The sequence below is a fragment of the Roseateles sp. genome, from assembly GCF_047654805.1.
Classification (GTDB): domain Bacteria; phylum Pseudomonadota; class Gammaproteobacteria; order Burkholderiales; family Burkholderiaceae_C; genus Pelomonas.
On sequence record NZ_JASGIV010000001.1, the window covers coordinates 6,034,426 to 6,050,327 of the forward strand.

The window sequence follows — 15,902 nt, forward strand, 5'->3', positions numbered from 1 at the left end:
CGGCGGGCTGTCCCAGGAAAGCTCAAAGCCCGCCCGGAGGGCTGCGAACGAAGGGAGCACGGGGCCGATCCTCATGACAGCTTCTTCAATGCCAACTTGATGCCTTCGCTGACGCCCACGTCAGGCGGAAGCGCCTTCAGTGCAGCCGCGGCATCCTTCTCGCTGTAGCCTAGCGCGACCAAGGCCTGCAGGATGTCGGCCTGGGTGTCGTTGGCAACGGTGGCGGGAAGCGCAAGGTCTGGGCCGAGCTTGCCCTTCAGTTCCAGCAACAGCCGTTCGGCCGTCTTCTTGCCGATGCCGGGCACCTTGGTCAGGCGGCCGGCTTCCTGGCGCGACACCGCCTGGGCCAGTTCGGAGACGGACAGGCCGGACAGCAGGCCTAGCGCCATCTTGGGGCCGACGCCGCTGATCTTGATGAGCTGGCGGAAGGTAGCGCGCTCCTCGTGGGTGAGGAAGCCGAATAGCTGGTGCGCGTCCTCGCGCACGGTCAGGTGCGTCAGCAGCACGGCGCGTTCGCCGAGCGGGCCCAGGTTGAAGAACGTGCTCATGGGCACGTCCACCTCGTAGCCGACGCCGGCTACGTCGATCAGCACCTGAGGTGGTGTCTTTTCGGCGATGACGCCGCTGAGTCTTCCAATCATTCCCGGATTATCCGGGCGGGCTCAGCCTCAGTTGCGACCGAACAAACCCAGGCGCTGTGCCTCCAACGCCGCCTCGGCGCGCGAGCTCACGTTGAGCTTGCGGTAGATCTGCTTCACGTAGTCGGCGATGGTGTGGCGGGACAGGCCCAGCTGTACACCGATCTCGGGCAGCGTGAAACCCTTGGCGACCCGCAGCAACACCTCGGTCTCGCGGTCGGTGAGCGACACCTCGTGCAGCAGGGTCGAGGCCGGCTTCTTTACCTGGGCGGCGAAGTAGGCGATGACCTTGCGGGCGATGGAGGGCGACAGCGGCGGCTCGCCCTGGCTCATGCGCTGCAGTTGCTCCACGAGCAATTCGCGCGACTGTTCCTTGAGGAGGTAGCCGAAGGCGCCAGCCTGCAACGCGGGGAAGAGGTGTTCATCGTCGTCGTGGATGGTGACGATGACCGACTGCACCTCAGGCTGTTTCTCACGCAGCGCGGCGATGACCTCGACACCTGAGCCGTCCGGTAGGCCCAGGTCCAGCAGCGCCAGCGTGAAACGCTGGCCATTGACCAGCGCCAGCGCGTCCTGGACCCGCGAGCACTCGGTGATCTGGGCGTTGGCGAACACCTGCTTGACCAGGGCCTTGAGCCAGGCGCGGATCTCCGGGATGTCTTCGAGCAGCAGGATGTGGTTCATGGCGGAGCCTCGGCAAACTTAGAGCGGAATCGTCAGTCGGATCACAGTACCCCAGCCAGGGCCAGATTCAACCAGGCATTGGCCATGCATCTGCTTGGCGCGTGATTTCATGCTCGCCATGCCGTGGCCTCTGTCCAACCTGCCGTCCAGTTCGGACGGGATGCCCTGTCCATTGTCCTGGATGGTCAGGATGAAGTCGCCGTCCTGCACGGCACTGGAAATGGTTGCGTGCGTCGCGCCGCTGTGCTTGATGATGTTGGACACCGACTCGCGCAGGATGCGCGTCGTCTGCACATAGGAGCGCGCCTGGAAGGTGTGCTCGATATCCTCGGCCGGCGACTTCCACTCGGCCAGGATGTTGGCCTGGCCCAGACGCGACACAACCTCTGCACGCCAGTCGCCCAGCGCGTCGATTAGGTGCACGGGTTTGCCCGTCAGGCCGCGCACGGACAGGCGCATCTCCTCCAGCGCTTCGCGCGCCAGCGTGGAAATCCGGTCGGATTCGCTGGTGTGCACGATGGTGAGCAGCTTTGCACCCAGGTCGTCGTGCAGGTCGGCGGCGATCCGCTTGCGCTCGCGCTCGGTGACCTGCTCGAGCTTCTGCTCCGCGAGCTGGCTGTGGCTGCGCTCAACCTCGGCGATGCGTTCCGCCATGCGCTGCTCCATGGCCGCGACGCGCTTTTCGGCATCGACGCGGGCATGCGCGACGCTGGTCACCAACTGCAGGCCAAGGGCCAGCATCAGCAGTGGCAGCATCAGGCCCAGCCAGGGCGAGGCCGTCCACCACAGCGACTCGCTGGTGGCTGCCAGCAGCATCTCGGCGACCAGGGCCGCCATCGTCGGCAGCAGCAGGGCCGCCATCAGGCCGAAGTCGCGGGCCTGGGCCTCGTCGCCAGCGGCTTGTGGACGACGCACGCGGCGAAGCCACAGCGCCCAGCCCATAGCGGCGACAAGCTCCAAGCTCAGCACCGCATGCCAGACTGTGCCGAGGACACCGACCTGGCCACCGGTCCACAGAAGGCTGGCCGGGACGACCAGGCACTGGATTAGCAGCGCATGGTCGATCCAGCCGCGCTTCCAGTTCATCTGGCGCAGCAGGTACTGAACACCGCAAAGCACCAGCAACGTCATCAGCAGCGGCCTCAGTCCGGCGGCGCTGGGCGTTGCGGCGGCGCGTAGCACGACCCAGCTCAGCATCATGCCGATGAGGAAGCTGGCCGGCCGCTCGCGGGGATGCAGGCCCGAGACCAGGCCCACGACCGTGGCCATCAGCGCCAGCATGGCCGCCACCCAGGCGTGCAGCGTGGCGGCCCAGTACAGGCCAGCGGTCGGCGCCTGGGCCTGCGCCGCGACAGGGCAGAGCAGGGCCAGGACGAACAGAAGGAAAAGGTGCGGACGCCGCGCCAGTATGGCCTTCGGCGTGATCGGAGACGTCATGGGGCGGCATTGTGCGGGAGCGCCCACGGCCTGCGCGCCGGGGAATGCACCAGCGAAGCGGAGGCGGCGACAATCCAGGCCCACTCTTTTCAGCCCCAACCGTGATCCTGCGCTTTGTCCTGGAACCCGTCGACAACACCCGCCTGGCCCGCGTCTGCGGCAGCCTGGATGTCCACCTGCGCGAGATCGAGGCAGCACTCGGCGTCAAAGTGAGCCGACGCGATGCCGAGTTCCGGGTCGACGGCCCGAAGGCCGTGGCCGAGCGGGCCCGGAGCCTGCTTGAGGCCCTCTATGAACGTGCCCGCCGGCCGCTGCCGGCAGAGACCCTGCAGCTTGCATTGGTAGAGGCCCGCGGACCGGTGGGCTCTGCACCCTCCGCCAGCGAGGAAGGCCCGCTGGTGCTGCGCACCCGCCGCGCCGACCTGTCCGCTCGCACGCCGCGCCAGCACCAGTATCTGCAGCAGATCCTGTCGCACGACATCACCTTTGGCCTGGGGCCGGCCGGCACCGGCAAGACCTTCCTGGCCGTTGCGTGTGCCGTCGATGCGCTGGAGCGCTCGACGGTGCAGCGCATCATCCTGACCCGCCCTGCCGTGGAGGCCGGCGAGCGCCTTGGGTTCCTGCCGGGCGACCTGACGCAGAAGGTCGACCCCTATCTGCGCCCACTCTATGACGCGCTCTATGACCTGCTCGGCTTCGATCGAGTCACCAAGGCCTTCGAGAAGGGGCAGTTGGAGGTCGCGCCACTGGCCTTCATGCGGGGGCGCACGCTCAATCACGCCTTCGTCATCCTTGACGAGGCGCAGAACACCACGCCCGAGCAGATGAAGATGTTCCTGACCCGTATCGGCTTCGGTAGCCGCTGTGTCGTCACGGGCGACACCAGCCAGATCGACCTGCCACGCGGCGTGCAGTCCGGCCTCATCGATGCCGAGCGCGTGCTGGCCAAGGTCAAGGGCATCGCGATGACGCGCTTCACCAGTGCCGATGTCGTGCGCCATCCGCTGGTGGCTCGAATCGTCGAGGCCTATGAGGCGCGCGCCAAGCGTGAAGGACGCGAAGCATGACCATCCGACCGGAACTGAGCCTGTCACTGCAGTTCGCCGATCCACGCCACCGTGCACTGCTGCCTCGCCACAAGGTCATGCGTTTCATCCGGGCGGCGCTGGAGCTACCCGGGGAAATCGCCGTGCGCATCGTCGATGCCGAGGAGGGCCGCACGCTGAATCGCGACTACCGCGGCAAGGACTATGCGACCAATGTGCTGACCTTCGACTACACCCACGAACCCGTAGTGGGTGCCGACCTGGTCATTTGCGCCGAGGTGGTGGAGAAGGAGGCTGCCGACATGGGCATAGCGCTCCTGGACCACTATGCCCACATGCTGGTCCATGGCACTTTGCATGCACAGGGCTACGACCATGAGGAAGACGACGAAGCCCAGTGCATGGAGGCGCGCGAGACCGAGATCCTGCGTGCGCTCGGTTTTGCGGACCCCTATGCGGGTCGTCAGGCCGGTTGAGTAGCTGAGCGGACTTCGCGGAACCGCGTTATCCGGGCCGCTGGGGACTTACCTGCCGCCCAGGTAGCGCTTGCGGCGAAACAGGAACCACAGTCCGAAGGCCACTGCCAGCATCAGCAGGGCCGCGTCCCAGAAACCGTTGGCGTTCTTGATCAACGGCATCCATTCGAAGTTCATCCCGAAGATGCCGGTGATCAGGTTGAGTGGCAGGAAAATGGCCGTCAGGACAGTCAGCGTACGCATGATGCCGTTGGTGCGGTGGCCCAGTGCGCTGAAATGCATCTGCACCGCGGATTCGGCGGAGGACTGCAACCGTCGCACATGGGTCAGCACCCGTTCCACATGCTCCAGCACGTCGCGCGAACGCACGCGCAGCAGCTCTCGCTCGCGGCTGACCTGCGGATCGCCGTCGGCGGGCCATTCGTCTAGTGCGTCTATCCATTCCTGCAGGGCGGCCCGCTGGTCTTCGCAGGTGTCTTCCAGCCGGTGCAGCGCGTCGCGGCTTTCCAGCAGCAGCGGCCAGTCGTTGAACTCGCTGTTTTGATCCAGCAGCACCCTTTGCAGCGTGGCCAGTTGGCGCGTCAGCAGGCGGCGCAGCTCCAGATAACTGTCCACCATGTGATTGACCATGCGCAGCATCAGGTCGGCCGGGCTGGCAGGCAGGCGCGCGCCGCCGCGCGCATCGCGCTTTTCCCGGCCCTCGACCAGGCGATCCAGCTTCTGCGCGAAGAACTCACGTACCTGGCAGTCCGTCGGGTGCACCGTAATGAGGACTCGGTCGAAGACGGCGAAGCCCACAGGGCTGGTGTCGATGGCGCGTAGCGCCCGTTGCGCCGAAGCCAGCGTGCCGTGCTCGTCGTCGACAAACAGCTCCTGGCTGCCCGGCGCAGCCGCCAGGCGGCGGAACACCAGCATGTCGTACCAGGACGTGTAGTCGAAGTGCGAGGGCAACTGGTTGTTGATCAGGTCCGACACATGCAGGTCGACGATGTTGCCGCAGCTCCAGCGTGTCAGCGCCTGCTGCACGGCCGCTTCGCCCACCTCGAACTCGCGCCGGCCGTAGCCCAGCCACAGGAAGCCGCGCTCGGGCAGGGCCTCGGGCAAGGCCGGCAGCTCGCGGAAGCTGTCGGGTTCGATGTGGAAGACCCGCACAGGCTCAAGCCCTCTTCAGCAGTCGCGCTGCATCGAGCGCGAAGTAGGTCAGCACGCCGTCGGCACCGGCGCGCTTGAAGGCCAGCAGCGATTCCAGCATCACGGCGTCATGATCCAGCCAGCCGTTGGCCGCGGCGGCCTTGACCATCGCGTATTCGCCGCTGACTTGGTAGGCGAAGGTCGGGACGCGGAATTCGTCCTTCACGCGCCGGACGATGTCCAGGTAGGGCAGGCCTGGCTTGACCATCACCATGTCGGCGCCCTCGGCCAGATCCAGTGCCACCTCGCGCAGCGCCTCGTCGCTGTTGCCGGGGTCCATTTGATAGGTTTTCTTGTCGGCCTTGCCCAGGTTGGCAGCCGAGCCGACGGCGTCGCGGAAGGGGCCGTAGAAGGCGCTCGCGTACTTGGCGCTGTAGGCCATGATGCGAGTGTGGATGTGGCCGCGGGCCTCCAGCGCCTGGCGGATGGCGCCGATGCGACCATCCATCATGTCACTGGGAGCCACGATGTCGACGCCGGCATCGGCCTGCACGAGGGCCTGCCGGGTGAGCAACTCCACCGTGATGTCGTTGAGGATGTAGCCTGCCTCGTCAATGACGCCGTCCTGGCCATGGCTGGTGAACGGGTCCAGGGCCACGTCGGTCAGCACGCCCAGTTGCGGGAAGTGCTGCTTCAGGGCTCGCACCGCGCGCGGCACCAGACCGTCGGGATTGAAGGCCTCGGCGCCATCGGGCGTCTTCAGCGCGGCGTCGATGACGGGGAACAGCGCGATGACGGGCACCCCTAGCTCGACGCACTGCTCGGCCGTGTTCAGCAAGTGGTCCAGGCTCTGCCGCGACACGCCGGGCATGGAGGAAACGGCGTCCAGCCGTTTCTCGCCTTCGTGGATGAAGACCGGCAGGATCAGGTCGCTGGCTTGCAGCGAATGCTCGCGCACCAAGGCGCGCGTGAAGGCGTCGCGGCGCAGGCGGCGCGGGCGTGCCGCAGGGAAGGCAAGGGCGGGGGCTTGGCGGGTCACGTCGAATCCTCGATCGGGGGCTGGCAGTTGAAAGGGCTGCGGCCCGGCACGTGATGGACGACACATCCAGACGTCATTTATTCGTGACGTCACCGCTCAAGCGCGCTAAACTTGTCGACGAATGATAGCCGCAAGGCGGTCGTTCCCTGCTTTTCCTCCCTGAGCAGGAGCCTTAACGTGATGACAGCGATAAGGCTTTCTCAGCCCCGGTCCTGAACCGGGGCTTTTTTTTGACCTGCGCGTGCTCGCGACCAGTGCTTTTGGCGGCCTTCGCTGACAGCGATGAGGTGTTTGACGCTGCCCATAATGCCGGCATGCTCTGGGTCAAAGCCTTTCATATCGTCTTCGTCGCTGCCTGGTTCGCGGGTCTGTTCTACCTGCCGCGCATCTTCGTGAACCTGGCCATGGTGCCAACCGATAGCCATGCAGAGCGCGAGCGCCTTCTGCTGATGGCGCACAAGCTGCATCGTTTCAGCAGCATCCTGATGGGCGTCGCGCTGCTGCTGGGCCTGTGGGTCTGGCTTGGCTTCGGCGCGGGCCGGTTTGCCGGCAGCTACTGGCTTCATGCCAAGTTGTTGCTGGTTGTCGGCGTGGTCGGATACCACCACGTGAACCGCCGCCTGCTGCGCAGCTTCGAGGAGCTCTCCAACCGCCGCAGCCACCGCTGGTTCCGCGTCTACAACGAGACGGCCGTGCTGCTGTTTGCCGCCATCGTCGTGCTGGTGACGGTCAAGCCGTTCTGAAGGGCGCCGCGATGCGCCGTCGGCAAAGCTCCGCCACCTGGCTGCTGCTGGCCCATGTCGGCCTGATCCTCTACGCCAGCTTGTACCCCTTCTGGCCCTGGCGCTGGCCGCCGGGCATGGGCATGCCCTGGCTGCTTGACCTGCCCTGGCCGCGGCGCTTCTGGGCTTTCGACGTCGAGGCCAACCTGATCGGCTACGTTCCGCTTGGCCTGCTTGGTTTCGCTGCGGCCATGCGCTCGGGTTGGGGGCTGGGCCGCGCCCTGCTGCTGGGCTTTCTGCCTGGGCCCGTACTGTCCTTCTCAATGGAGACGCTGCAGTTCTTTGTCCCCGGCCGCGTGCCCTCGCTGTCGGACTGGGCGCTGAATTCCGGCGGCAGCACGCTGGGCGCCACCCTGGGCCTGGTGCTCCATGCTCTCGGCGGGCTGCGGCGCTGGCAGGACATGCGCGACCACTGGTTCGGCGCGAGTAGCGCCCCCGCTCTGGCACTGCTTGCCCTGTGGCCGCTGGCCCTGCTGTACCCGACGCCGCTGCCCTTCGGCCTTGGCCAGTGGCTGCCCTGGTGGCGCGAATCCCTGGTCGACGCACTCGCTGGCACGCCGTGGGCGCTGTCCTGGGGCGACGCCGTCACGGTCGAGCGCGAACTGCCGCCGGGCCTGGGCGCGCTGGCCATCGCGCTGGGGTTGTTGGCGCCGGTGCTGCTGATGATCGCCGTCGCCCGTCCGGGCCTGCGCAGGCTGGCCCTGGCCGGCGGTTCGGTACTGCTCGGACTACTGGCAACCGCCACGGCTACTGCCATGGCTTTCGGGCCGGATCACGCCTGGGCCTGGCTCAGCGACGCCACGCGGCCGGGCGTTGGCCTGGGTGTGTGCCTGGTGCTGCTGGCTTGCCTGCTGCCCTCGCGCGTGGCAGCGGCGCTGGGGCTGTTCGTGCTGTGCGCGCTGATCGGCCTCATGAGCGTTGCTCCCGGCGACCCCTATCTGGCGCTGAACATGCAGGCCTGGGAGCATGGCCGGTTCGTCAACCTCTACGGGTTGACGCGCTGGCTGGCCTGGACATGGCCCTTCATTGCACTCATCTGGCTCGCCGCGCGCCTGGTGCAGAAACCCGAGTGAGAGAATCTGCTGCGATGAGTTACTACCAGCGCCACGTTTTCTTCTGCCTGAACCAGCGCACCAATGGCGAGGCCAGTTGCGGCGACCATGATGCGCAGGGAGCCTTCGACCATTGCAAGTCTCGCGTGAAGCAGTTGGGCCTGGCCGGCAGAGATGGCGTGCGCGTCAACAAGGCCGGCTGCCTGGACCGCTGCGCCGGCGGACCGGTTGCGGTGGTCTACCCGGAGGCCGTCTGGTATTCCTGGGTCGACCAGAGCGACATCGACGAGATCGTCGAAAGCCATTTGCGCGACGGTCGGGTCGTCGAGCGCCTCGTGCTGCCGGACAGCATCGGCCGATGAACGCCCAGACCGAGAAACGCATGGTCCCCGGCCCAGCCGGGCAGATCGAGGTGGCCATCGACCTTCCCGCCGGGGGCGTCGCGCCGGTCGGTACGGCGCTGATCTGCCATCCCAACCCGACCCAGGGAGGCACGATGGACAACAAGGTCGTGCAGACGTTGGCTCGCGCCTTCCTGCAACTCGGCTGGCGCGCCGTGCGCTTCAACTTCCGTGGCATCGGCAAGTCTGAAGGTGCGTGGGACGAGGGCCGCGGCGAGGTCGATGACGCGCTGGCCGTGCTCGCGGCTGCGCGCGCGCCCGGCGAGGCGCTGATCCTGTCGGGGTTCTCCTTTGGCGGCTACGTCGCGTCGCGCGCTGCTACGGCGCTCGCCGAACCGGCACAGCGCCTCGTGCTCGTTGGCCCTGCGACCAGCCGCTTCGACACCGCCCCCGTACCGGCAGACACCGTGGTCATCCACGGCGAGGTCGACGACGTCGTGCCCCTCTCTGCCGTCCTCGACTGGGCCCGGCCGCAGAGCCTGCCCGTCACCGTCGTTCCCGGCGTGGGCCATTTCTTCCATGGGCAGTTGCCGCTGCTCAAGTCCCTTGTGGTGCGGGCCTTCGACCCGGCGCGTGCCTGATCAGAGCCGATGAAACGAATCCTAGCCCTCCTCTTCACCGCGTTCTCGCTGGCAGCCCAGGCCCAGGCTCCGGTGCCGCCTGAGATCGCCGCGCGCAACTACGTGCTGATCGACATGACCACGCACAAGACCCTGGCCGAGCGCGACGCCGACGCGCCGCAGGATCCGGCTTCCCTCACCAAGCTGATGACGGCCTATGTCGTCTTTGGCGCGCTGCGTGAGAAGAAGCTGACGCTGGAGCAGACGCTGCCGGTGTCCAAGCGCGCCTGGGACGAGCGCAAGGGCGACCCGTCCCTGATGTTCATCGACACGACGATGACGCCCAGGGTCGATGAGCTGCTGCGCGGCCTCATCATCCAGAGCGGCAACGACGCAGCCGTGGCGCTGGCCGAGGGTGTGGGTGGCTCGGTGGAGAGCTTCGTGCAGCTGATGAACCGTCAGGCCCAGGCGTGGGGCCTGAAGAACACCGAATTCAAGAACGTGTCCGGCATGACCGAGCCCGGCCACAAGACCAGCGCCCGCGATATCGCGGTGGTGGCCGCTCACATCATCTCGGACTTCCCCGAGTACTACGGCTACTACTCGCAGCGTGACTACACCTTCAACAAGATCCGCCAGGACAACCGCAACCTGCTGCTGCGCCGCGACCCGACGGTGGACGGCATGAAGACCGGCTTCACCGATGCCGCGGGCTACTGCCTGGTCGCCAGCGCCAACCGCGACTTCCCCAACGGCAAGCGCCGCCTGCTCTCCGTCGTGATGGGCACGGCCTCCAAGGAGGCTCGCGCCAGCGAGAGCCAGAAGTTGCTGAACTGGGGATACACGGCCTTCGACGCGATCAAGATCTTCGATGCCGGCAGGGCAATTGCCACCGTGCCGGTCTGGAAGGGCCAGACCAAGGAGGCCAAGCTCGGCGCATCCGACGCGGTATACGTCGCCGTGCCCCATGGTGACTCGGCCAAGCTGCAGACCCAGGTCGAGCGCACCGATCCGCTGGTGGCGCCGCTGAACAAGGGACAGCGTGTTGGCACGCTGCGCGTGACGACGACAGCCGGTGCGCCGGTGGCTGAAGTGCCGCTGATCGTGCAGGATGCCGTGCCCGTGGCCGGCATCTTCGGCCGCGCATTCGATTCCATCCGTCTCTGGATCAAGTGAGTCGCGAGGAGCGCGCCATGAACCTGCCGCCCGACATTCCGCCCGATCAATCGCTCATCGAGTACCCGTCGCAGTTCCCCATCAAGGTGATGGGCGCGCACGTCGAGGGATTCGTCGAGGCCATCACGGCCGTGGCATTGCAGTTCGATCCCGGCTTCGACGCTTCCTCCATTGAGCATCGCCCGAGCAAGGGCGGCAACTATCTTGGCCTGACCATCACCATCACGGCCACCAGCCGCGAGCAGCTCGACGAGATCTACCGCACGCTGACTACCCACCCCATGGTCAAGGTCGTGCTCTGATCAGGTCGACGCATCGGCGGCCCGCATCGCCTTGAGCTTGGCTTTGGCCGCGTCGTCGCCGTTCTTCGCGGCGATGTCGTACCAATAGCGCGCCAGCCGCTCGTCCGCGGCTACGCCCAGCCCCGTCTCGAACATCGATGCGACCAGGTACTGCGCGCCGACGTCGCCGGCTTTGGCGGCCTCCAGATACCAGCGATGGGCCAGGGACATGTCCTGCGCGCGGCCGCGGCCCAGGTAGTAGCAGGTAGCGATGGCCAGCGCGCCGTCGCTGCTGCCATGCTCGGCGGCCTGCTCGAACCAGCCGCAGGCAGCCCTGGGGTCAGGCCCACCGTGGCGCCCCTGCTCGATCATCTCGCCCAGTGCGTTCTCGGCCAGTGCCAGCTTCTGGGCCGCTGCATGCAGCAGCAACTGCCAGGCCTTGACGTCGCTGGCGCCGGGCAGTTCCCTGCGCAGATGCATCATCGCAAGGTTGAACTGGCCCAGCGCCTCGCCGCGCCGTGCCGATTCGGCGAAACCTCGGGCCGCTGCCTTCAGGTCGCCTGCATCGTATGCCGCCAGCGCATCGGGCAGCGAGGCAGCGCGGGCCAGCGTGGCGGCCAGCAGCAGGGCGGCGATCAGGGGATTCTTCATCGGGGATCCTCCCGGGCGGGTGAGGGCTTGGATGGCTGCCTATGATGCTCGCATGATCGTCAAGACCCTGGGGCGGGTCGAATACCTGCCCACGCTGGAGGCCATGCGCGCCTTCACTGCGGCGCGCGACGCCGACACGCCCGACGAGCTATGGCTTTGCGAGCACCCCCCCGTCTTCACGCAAGGCTTGGCCGGCAAACCCGAGCACCTGCTGCTGCCGGGCGATGTCCCGGTCGTCGCCACCGAGCGCGGCGGCCAAGTCACCTACCACGGCCCCGGCCAGGTCACGGCCTATCCGCTCGTGGACCTGCGGCGGCTGGGCATCTTCGTCAAGGAATACGTCTTTCGGCTGGAGACGGCCCTTATCCAGACGCTGGACAGCTATGGCGTGACGGGCCTGCGCGTGGCCGGCGCGCCGGGTATCTATGTGCGCCCAGCGGCCCCAGCCAGCCACGCGGCGCTGTCCGGTCCCGCCGACCCGGCGGATGCCTTCCGTGGGCTGGCCAAGATCGCCGCTTTGGGCATCAAGGTCAGCCGCCACTGCACTTATCACGGCCTGGCGCTTAACGTCGCGATGGACCTGGAACCCTTCCTGCGCATCAACCCTTGCGGCTATGAAGGGCTGGCCACCACGTCACTCGATAAAATCGGGGTTATCACCGACTGGCCCACCGCGGCCGGCCGGCTCGCCGAGCGGCTCTCGGCACAGCTCACGCCATGACCATGTCCGACACGACAACGACCTACGACCCCAGCGTCAAGCAAAAAGCCGAGGCCAAGACCTCGCGCATCCCGATCAAGATCGTGCCGGCCGAGGTGTTGAAGAAGCCCGACTGGATCCGCGTCAAGGCCGGCTCGCCGTCCACGCGGTTCTACGAGATCAAGCAGATCCTGCGTGAGCACAAGCTGCACACAGTCTGCGAGGAGGCCAGCTGCCCCAACATCGGCGAGTGTTTCGGCAAGGGCACGGCCACCTTCATGATCATGGGCGACAAGTGCACGCGCCGTTGCCCGTTCTGCGACGTGGGCCATGGCCGCCCTGATCCGCTCGACGTCAATGAGCCCCTGAACCTTGCGAAGACCATCGCGGCGCTGAAGCTCAAGTACGTCGTGATCACCAGCGTGGATCGCGATGACCTGAAGGACGGCGGCGCCGGCCACTTCGCCGAGTGCATCACCAAGGTCCGCGAGTTGAGCCCGTCGACGCAAATCGAAGTGCTGGTGCCGGACTTCCGCGGTCGTGCAGATCGCGCTCTGAACATCCTGAAGGCCGCGCCGCCGGACGTGATGAACCACAACCTTGAAACCGCGCCGCGCCTGTACAAAGAGGCGCGTCCGGGCTCCGACTACCAGTTCAGCCTGAACCTGCTGAAGCGCTTCAAAGAAGAAGTGCCGGGCGTACCGACCAAGAGCGGCATCATGGTAGGTCTGGGCGAGACCGACGACGAGATCCGCCAGGTCATGCGCGACATGCGAGCGCATGACATCGACATGATCACCATCGGGCAGTATCTGGCGCCCTCGGGCCACCACCTGCCAGTGCGCCGCTACGTGACGCCGGACACCTTCAAGCAGTTCGAGAAGGAAGCTTACGAGCTGGGCTTCACGCACGCCGCGGTGGGCGCGATGGTGCGCTCCAGCTACCACGCGGACCAACAGGCCCACGCGGCGCTGAACCCGACCGCCTAGCCTGCGAGCGTTGCTGGCCGCGCTGGCCGCGGCTGCGGTGCCATGGCGGGCACTTGCGGCGCATCGTTCAGGCGCAGGAACTTGAAGCCGGCGAGCTGCGGCTTGTTCTGGCCAGCCTGGCGCGCATCGCGCTCGCCAAGGCGTTGGATGAAGCCCTGCAGCGTTTCCTCGCGCACCTGCGGCTCAGCCGAATGCAGGATGCGGCGCGAGCCATCCGCACCGGTGACGATCAGCCCCACGTGCGAGGCCCAGGCGTCGTTGCCGCGGCTGGAGATGACGTTGACGAAGTCGCCGTCCTGCAGCTGGCCCTCGATGGCGGCAACGTCCTGCTTGGCGATGTAGACGTCGTCGAAAGGCTGCACGGGAACGTCGCGCTCGATCTTGAACTGCTTGCGCAGGAAGTTCTTGCGGTCGATGCGCTGGTGATAGGGCTGGGTGGGTGCGCCCAGCGCGCTGGTCACGTCCGTCACAAGCCAGCCGTTGGCGACGTTCCAGTCTGCCTCCGTGTAGTGGTTGCGCGTGGCCGCGCCGATCACGCCGTCGCGGTAGCGGATGCGCTGCAGCACCCAGAAAAACTCTTCCCACGACGCCGACAGCGCCATTGCATAGGTGTGCTCGGCGAACACCACGCAGTCGCTCTTGGCCAGGCTGAACATCGGCTGGCTGTCGTAGGTCTCGTAGGGGAACTCGCCCAGCAGGTAGAGCTCGTAGGGTTGGCCGATGTTCTTGCGAGCCAACGCGGCGATGCGGCGGCGCAGATCGGGTTCGTCCAGCTGTTGCCAGGCCAGGAAGCGTCCCACCTCGGCCGGCTGCATGCGATACAGCGGCTTGTTCAGCAGGTCATCCAGCTCGTTGGCGGGCAGGCCGACACGGCTGGCCGCTGCCAATTGCGCTGCTGTCGGCTCCATGCGCGGCGGCGCGGCGGTGGGGGGCTGGTGGGCGCAGGCGGCCATCAGCAGCGTAACCGCCAGGGCGGCAAGGGTCTTGGTCATCGCCCCAGTGTCAGCCAAGGGGCGCCGCCGCGGGCATGAGAGCTTGTGCACCGGCCATAACGCCGTGCAGGCCATCGGGGCTCAGGCCTCCGCCAGCAGTTTCTCGATCAGGCCGTGCAGCGCCGCGAAGTCCGGTTCACCGACGTAGCGCTTGACGATCTCGCCGCGCTTGTTGATGAGGAAGGTCGTCGGCGTCATCTGCACCGGGCCGAACGCACTTGCCACTGCGCCAGTGTTGTCGATGGCAACGCCGAAGGGCAGCTTGCGTGTCTCGGCGAACTTGGCGACGAAAGCCGGCGGGTCGTAGCTCATGGCAACGGCAAGCGTGTCCAGGCCACGGGCCTTGAACTTGTCGTGCGTGGCGATGATCTGCGGCATTTCCTTCACGCAGGTCGCGCAACTGGTGGCCCAGAAGTTCACCAGCATGACCTTGCCGGCCCATTGCTGCGAGCTGACCTTCTGGCCGTCCAGCAGCACGTAGTCGACGGCCGGTGCCTGTTCGCGTGCGCAGCCTGACAGCGCGGCTGCGCAGACCAAGGCGAGGGCAGAGGCGAGAGTGCGGCGTGACAGCATGGGCCGTATTCTAGAAAAAGCCAGGACGGTCGCCTGGCTGCGGGGCTTCAGGCCCCGCGGCCCAACTCGAACATCAGCAGCGAGGGCAGGGCATCCGGCAGGTGGCGGCGCGAGATGCGGGCCACGCCATCGCTGGTGGCGGTGGACAGCTGGGTGCGGTGTTCGCCATCGAACATCTCGACGAAGCTGAAATCCGGAGCGTCCCGACTGATGCCGGCGATCAATTGGTGCAGCGGCTCACTCGACAGCGCGGCGTCGAACAGCAGCACGTGCGGCAGCCCTTCGCGGCAGAACTGCTCGGCCTCGGCGACGTTGCCGACCACGTCTACCAGCATGCCCATCTGCCGTACCGCGGCCTGGGCTTCGGCGCGCAGGTCCCGATTTGCCGACAGTATGAGCAACTGGCAGCCCGCTAGCGGACGCGAGTTTCCTCCCATGCGCTCGGCCTCGGCTTCAAGTCGGGCATGCGTGCTGTCCGGCGGCGGCGCCTCGTCCGGTGCAAGCTGATTGAATTCCAGTGTCAGCAGCGTGATGCCCGAATCCTGCTCGCGCAACGGCAACACACCCAGCGTGATGGCCGTCTGCTCGAGCAGACGCCAGGCCAGGGAATCCAGACCTGGCGTCGGCGCGCGCGGGTCGACGTCGTCGCCCAGCAGCTCCAGTGAACGGTGGGCGAAGCGGCAGCTCAGCCGTGCCTTGACCGGCCAGGGTGTCAGGTCCAGGCGCAGGTCGACGGAGGAGTGGGTGTTGGCCAGCGCCCAATCCATCAGCGCGTTCAGCAGGGCGAACAGCAAGGCGCCATCGGCCCAGATCTCCACCGGCTTGAGTGACTGGCGCACCTGCACGCCGCGAGCCTGCGTCTCGCGGCTGCGCTGTGCCAGCACGCTACGCAGCATCTGCGTCAGGTGCTGGCGCTCGCGGTTCAGGCGCAGGCGGCCGGAGGCCAGGCGGGCCAATTGCTGGCCCAGCATGCCGGCGGTGCGGGCGTCGTCCACGCTGCGGCGCAGCAGGCGCAGGCCGCGGCGGTCGATCTGACCGGTGGTGGCGAGATTCTGGATCTGTTCCAGAGCCGCGCTTAGGGGCCCGGCGATCTCGGCACCCAACTGCTGGACGATGTCCGCCCACTGGACCGGCGTCGGCTCAGGAGTGACATCGTTGGCGGCATTGACTGGCGCTGAAGAAGGCGGCGTGGACATGACCCGGTGGCTGCGGACCCGAGGCGGATGGTTCTAGGTGGTTGGCCCACCTCGGTGCGTGCTTGCATGCTGAGGACAGGCCGGCGGCTCCTCCATCC

19 protein-coding genes are annotated in these 15,902 nt (G+C 66.8%); 10 read left to right on the forward strand and 9 right to left on the reverse strand.

The genetic code is table 11. The features are described from left to right. Positions 1-71: 71 nt before the first annotated feature. The 3 genes from ruvA to QM732_RS27355 are packed head-to-tail and all read right to left on the reverse strand — an operon-like array spanning position 72 to position 2,759. Complete coding sequence (gene ruvA / locus QM732_RS27345) at positions 72-641, reverse strand: Holliday junction branch migration protein RuvA (protein WP_415659241.1); 570 nt, start codon at positions 639-641, stop codon at positions 72-74. Positions 642-668: 27 nt separating this feature from the next. After that, positions 669-1,322 carry a response regulator gene (locus QM732_RS27350; protein ID WP_415659242.1) on the reverse strand — a complete coding sequence of 218 codons (654 nt, stop codon included), beginning with the start codon at positions 1,320-1,322 and terminating at the stop codon, positions 669-671. Between the two features lie 18 nt (positions 1,323-1,340). After that, entirely contained in the window at positions 1,341-2,759 is a 1,419-nt protein-coding gene (locus QM732_RS27355; RefSeq protein ID WP_415659243.1) for a sensor histidine kinase, read from the reverse strand. Between the two features lie 101 nt (positions 2,760-2,860). On the opposite strand from QM732_RS27355, the gene QM732_RS27360 reads away from it, so the two are divergent. Both QM732_RS27360 and ybeY read left to right on the forward strand, forming a co-directional pair. Further along, the gene (locus QM732_RS27360; protein WP_415659244.1) at positions 2,861-3,826 is read left to right on the forward strand and encodes a PhoH family protein; all 966 of its coding nucleotides are present in this window, start codon (positions 2,861-2,863) and stop codon (positions 3,824-3,826) included. Continuing rightward, positions 3,823-4,281: an rRNA maturation RNase YbeY gene (gene ybeY / locus QM732_RS27365; protein WP_415659245.1), complete on the forward strand. Its 459-nt coding sequence runs from the start codon at positions 3,823-3,825 to the stop codon at positions 4,279-4,281. The genes QM732_RS27360 and ybeY overlap by 4 nt, the downstream gene beginning before the upstream one ends. Before the next feature lie 48 nt (positions 4,282-4,329). Here the strand turns inward: ybeY and QM732_RS27370 are convergent, their stop codons facing one another. Both QM732_RS27370 and hemB read right to left on the reverse strand, forming a co-directional pair. Next, positions 4,330-5,433, reverse strand: coding sequence for a magnesium transporter CorA family protein (locus QM732_RS27370; protein ID WP_415659246.1), 1,104 nt, complete (start codon positions 5,431-5,433; stop codon positions 4,330-4,332). Positions 5,434-5,437: 4 nt separating this feature from the next. Next, positions 5,438-6,451 (reverse strand): porphobilinogen synthase, encoded by a 1,014-nt coding sequence (hemB, locus tag QM732_RS27375; protein ID WP_415659247.1) that lies wholly within the window; start codon positions 6,449-6,451, stop codon positions 5,438-5,440. Positions 6,452-6,765: 314 nt separating this feature from the next. On the opposite strand from hemB, the gene QM732_RS27380 reads away from it, so the two are divergent. From QM732_RS27380 to QM732_RS27405, 6 genes are read left to right on the forward strand one after another with little or no spacing between them, the layout of a single operon-like run. Beyond that, entirely contained in the window at positions 6,766-7,194 is a 429-nt protein-coding gene (locus QM732_RS27380; protein WP_415659248.1) for a CopD family protein, read from the forward strand. 11 nt (positions 7,195-7,205) lie between these two features. Beyond that, on the forward strand, positions 7,206-8,306 hold the full coding sequence (locus tag QM732_RS27385; protein ID WP_415659249.1) for a VanZ family protein: 1,101 nt from the start codon (positions 7,206-7,208) through the stop codon (positions 8,304-8,306). Positions 8,307-8,320: 14 nt separating this feature from the next. Beyond that, positions 8,321-8,647, forward strand: a complete 327-nt coding sequence (locus QM732_RS27390; protein ID WP_415659250.1) for a (2Fe-2S) ferredoxin domain-containing protein — start codon at positions 8,321-8,323, stop codon at positions 8,645-8,647. After that, entirely contained in the window at positions 8,644-9,267 is a 624-nt protein-coding gene (locus tag QM732_RS27395) for an alpha/beta hydrolase (protein WP_415659251.1), read from the forward strand. The genes QM732_RS27390 and QM732_RS27395 overlap by 4 nt, the downstream gene beginning before the upstream one ends. 9 nt (positions 9,268-9,276) lie before the next feature. Further along, positions 9,277-10,422 carry a D-alanyl-D-alanine carboxypeptidase family protein gene (locus QM732_RS27400; RefSeq protein WP_415659252.1) on the forward strand — a complete coding sequence of 382 codons (1,146 nt, stop codon included), beginning with the start codon at positions 9,277-9,279 and terminating at the stop codon, positions 10,420-10,422. A 17-nt stretch (positions 10,423-10,439) separates the two neighbouring features. Next, positions 10,440-10,724 (forward strand): DUF493 family protein, encoded by a 285-nt coding sequence (locus QM732_RS27405; protein ID WP_415659253.1) that lies wholly within the window; start codon positions 10,440-10,442, stop codon positions 10,722-10,724. Here the strand turns inward: QM732_RS27405 and QM732_RS27410 are convergent, their stop codons facing one another. Further along, positions 10,725-11,354: a tetratricopeptide repeat protein gene (locus QM732_RS27410; protein WP_415659254.1), complete on the reverse strand. Its 630-nt coding sequence runs from the start codon at positions 11,352-11,354 to the stop codon at positions 10,725-10,727. A gap of 52 nt (positions 11,355-11,406) precedes the next feature. Here QM732_RS27410 and lipB point away from each other — a divergent pair, with 52 nt between their 5' ends. Further along, entirely contained in the window at positions 11,407-12,075 is a 669-nt protein-coding gene (gene lipB / locus QM732_RS27415) for a lipoyl(octanoyl) transferase LipB (RefSeq protein WP_415659255.1), read from the forward strand. Continuing rightward, complete coding sequence (gene lipA / locus QM732_RS27420; protein ID WP_415659256.1) at positions 12,072-13,043, forward strand: lipoyl synthase; 972 nt, start codon at positions 12,072-12,074, stop codon at positions 13,041-13,043. Before lipB ends, lipA begins: the two co-directional genes overlap by 4 nt. Here lipA and QM732_RS27425 read toward each other — a convergent pair. From QM732_RS27425 to QM732_RS27435, 3 genes are all read right to left on the reverse strand, one after another. Next, entirely contained in the window at positions 13,040-14,035 is a 996-nt protein-coding gene (locus QM732_RS27425) for an N-acetylmuramoyl-L-alanine amidase-like domain-containing protein (protein WP_415659257.1), read from the reverse strand. The genes lipA and QM732_RS27425 overlap by 4 nt on opposite strands. Positions 14,036-14,116: 81 nt before the next feature. Next, complete coding sequence (locus QM732_RS27430) at positions 14,117-14,608, reverse strand: peroxiredoxin family protein (protein ID WP_415659258.1); 492 nt, start codon at positions 14,606-14,608, stop codon at positions 14,117-14,119. A gap of 47 nt (positions 14,609-14,655) precedes the next feature. After that, positions 14,656-15,804 carry a hypothetical protein gene (locus QM732_RS27435; RefSeq protein WP_415659259.1) on the reverse strand — a complete coding sequence of 383 codons (1,149 nt, stop codon included), beginning with the start codon at positions 15,802-15,804 and terminating at the stop codon, positions 14,656-14,658. Positions 15,805-15,902 lie beyond the last annotated feature (98 nt).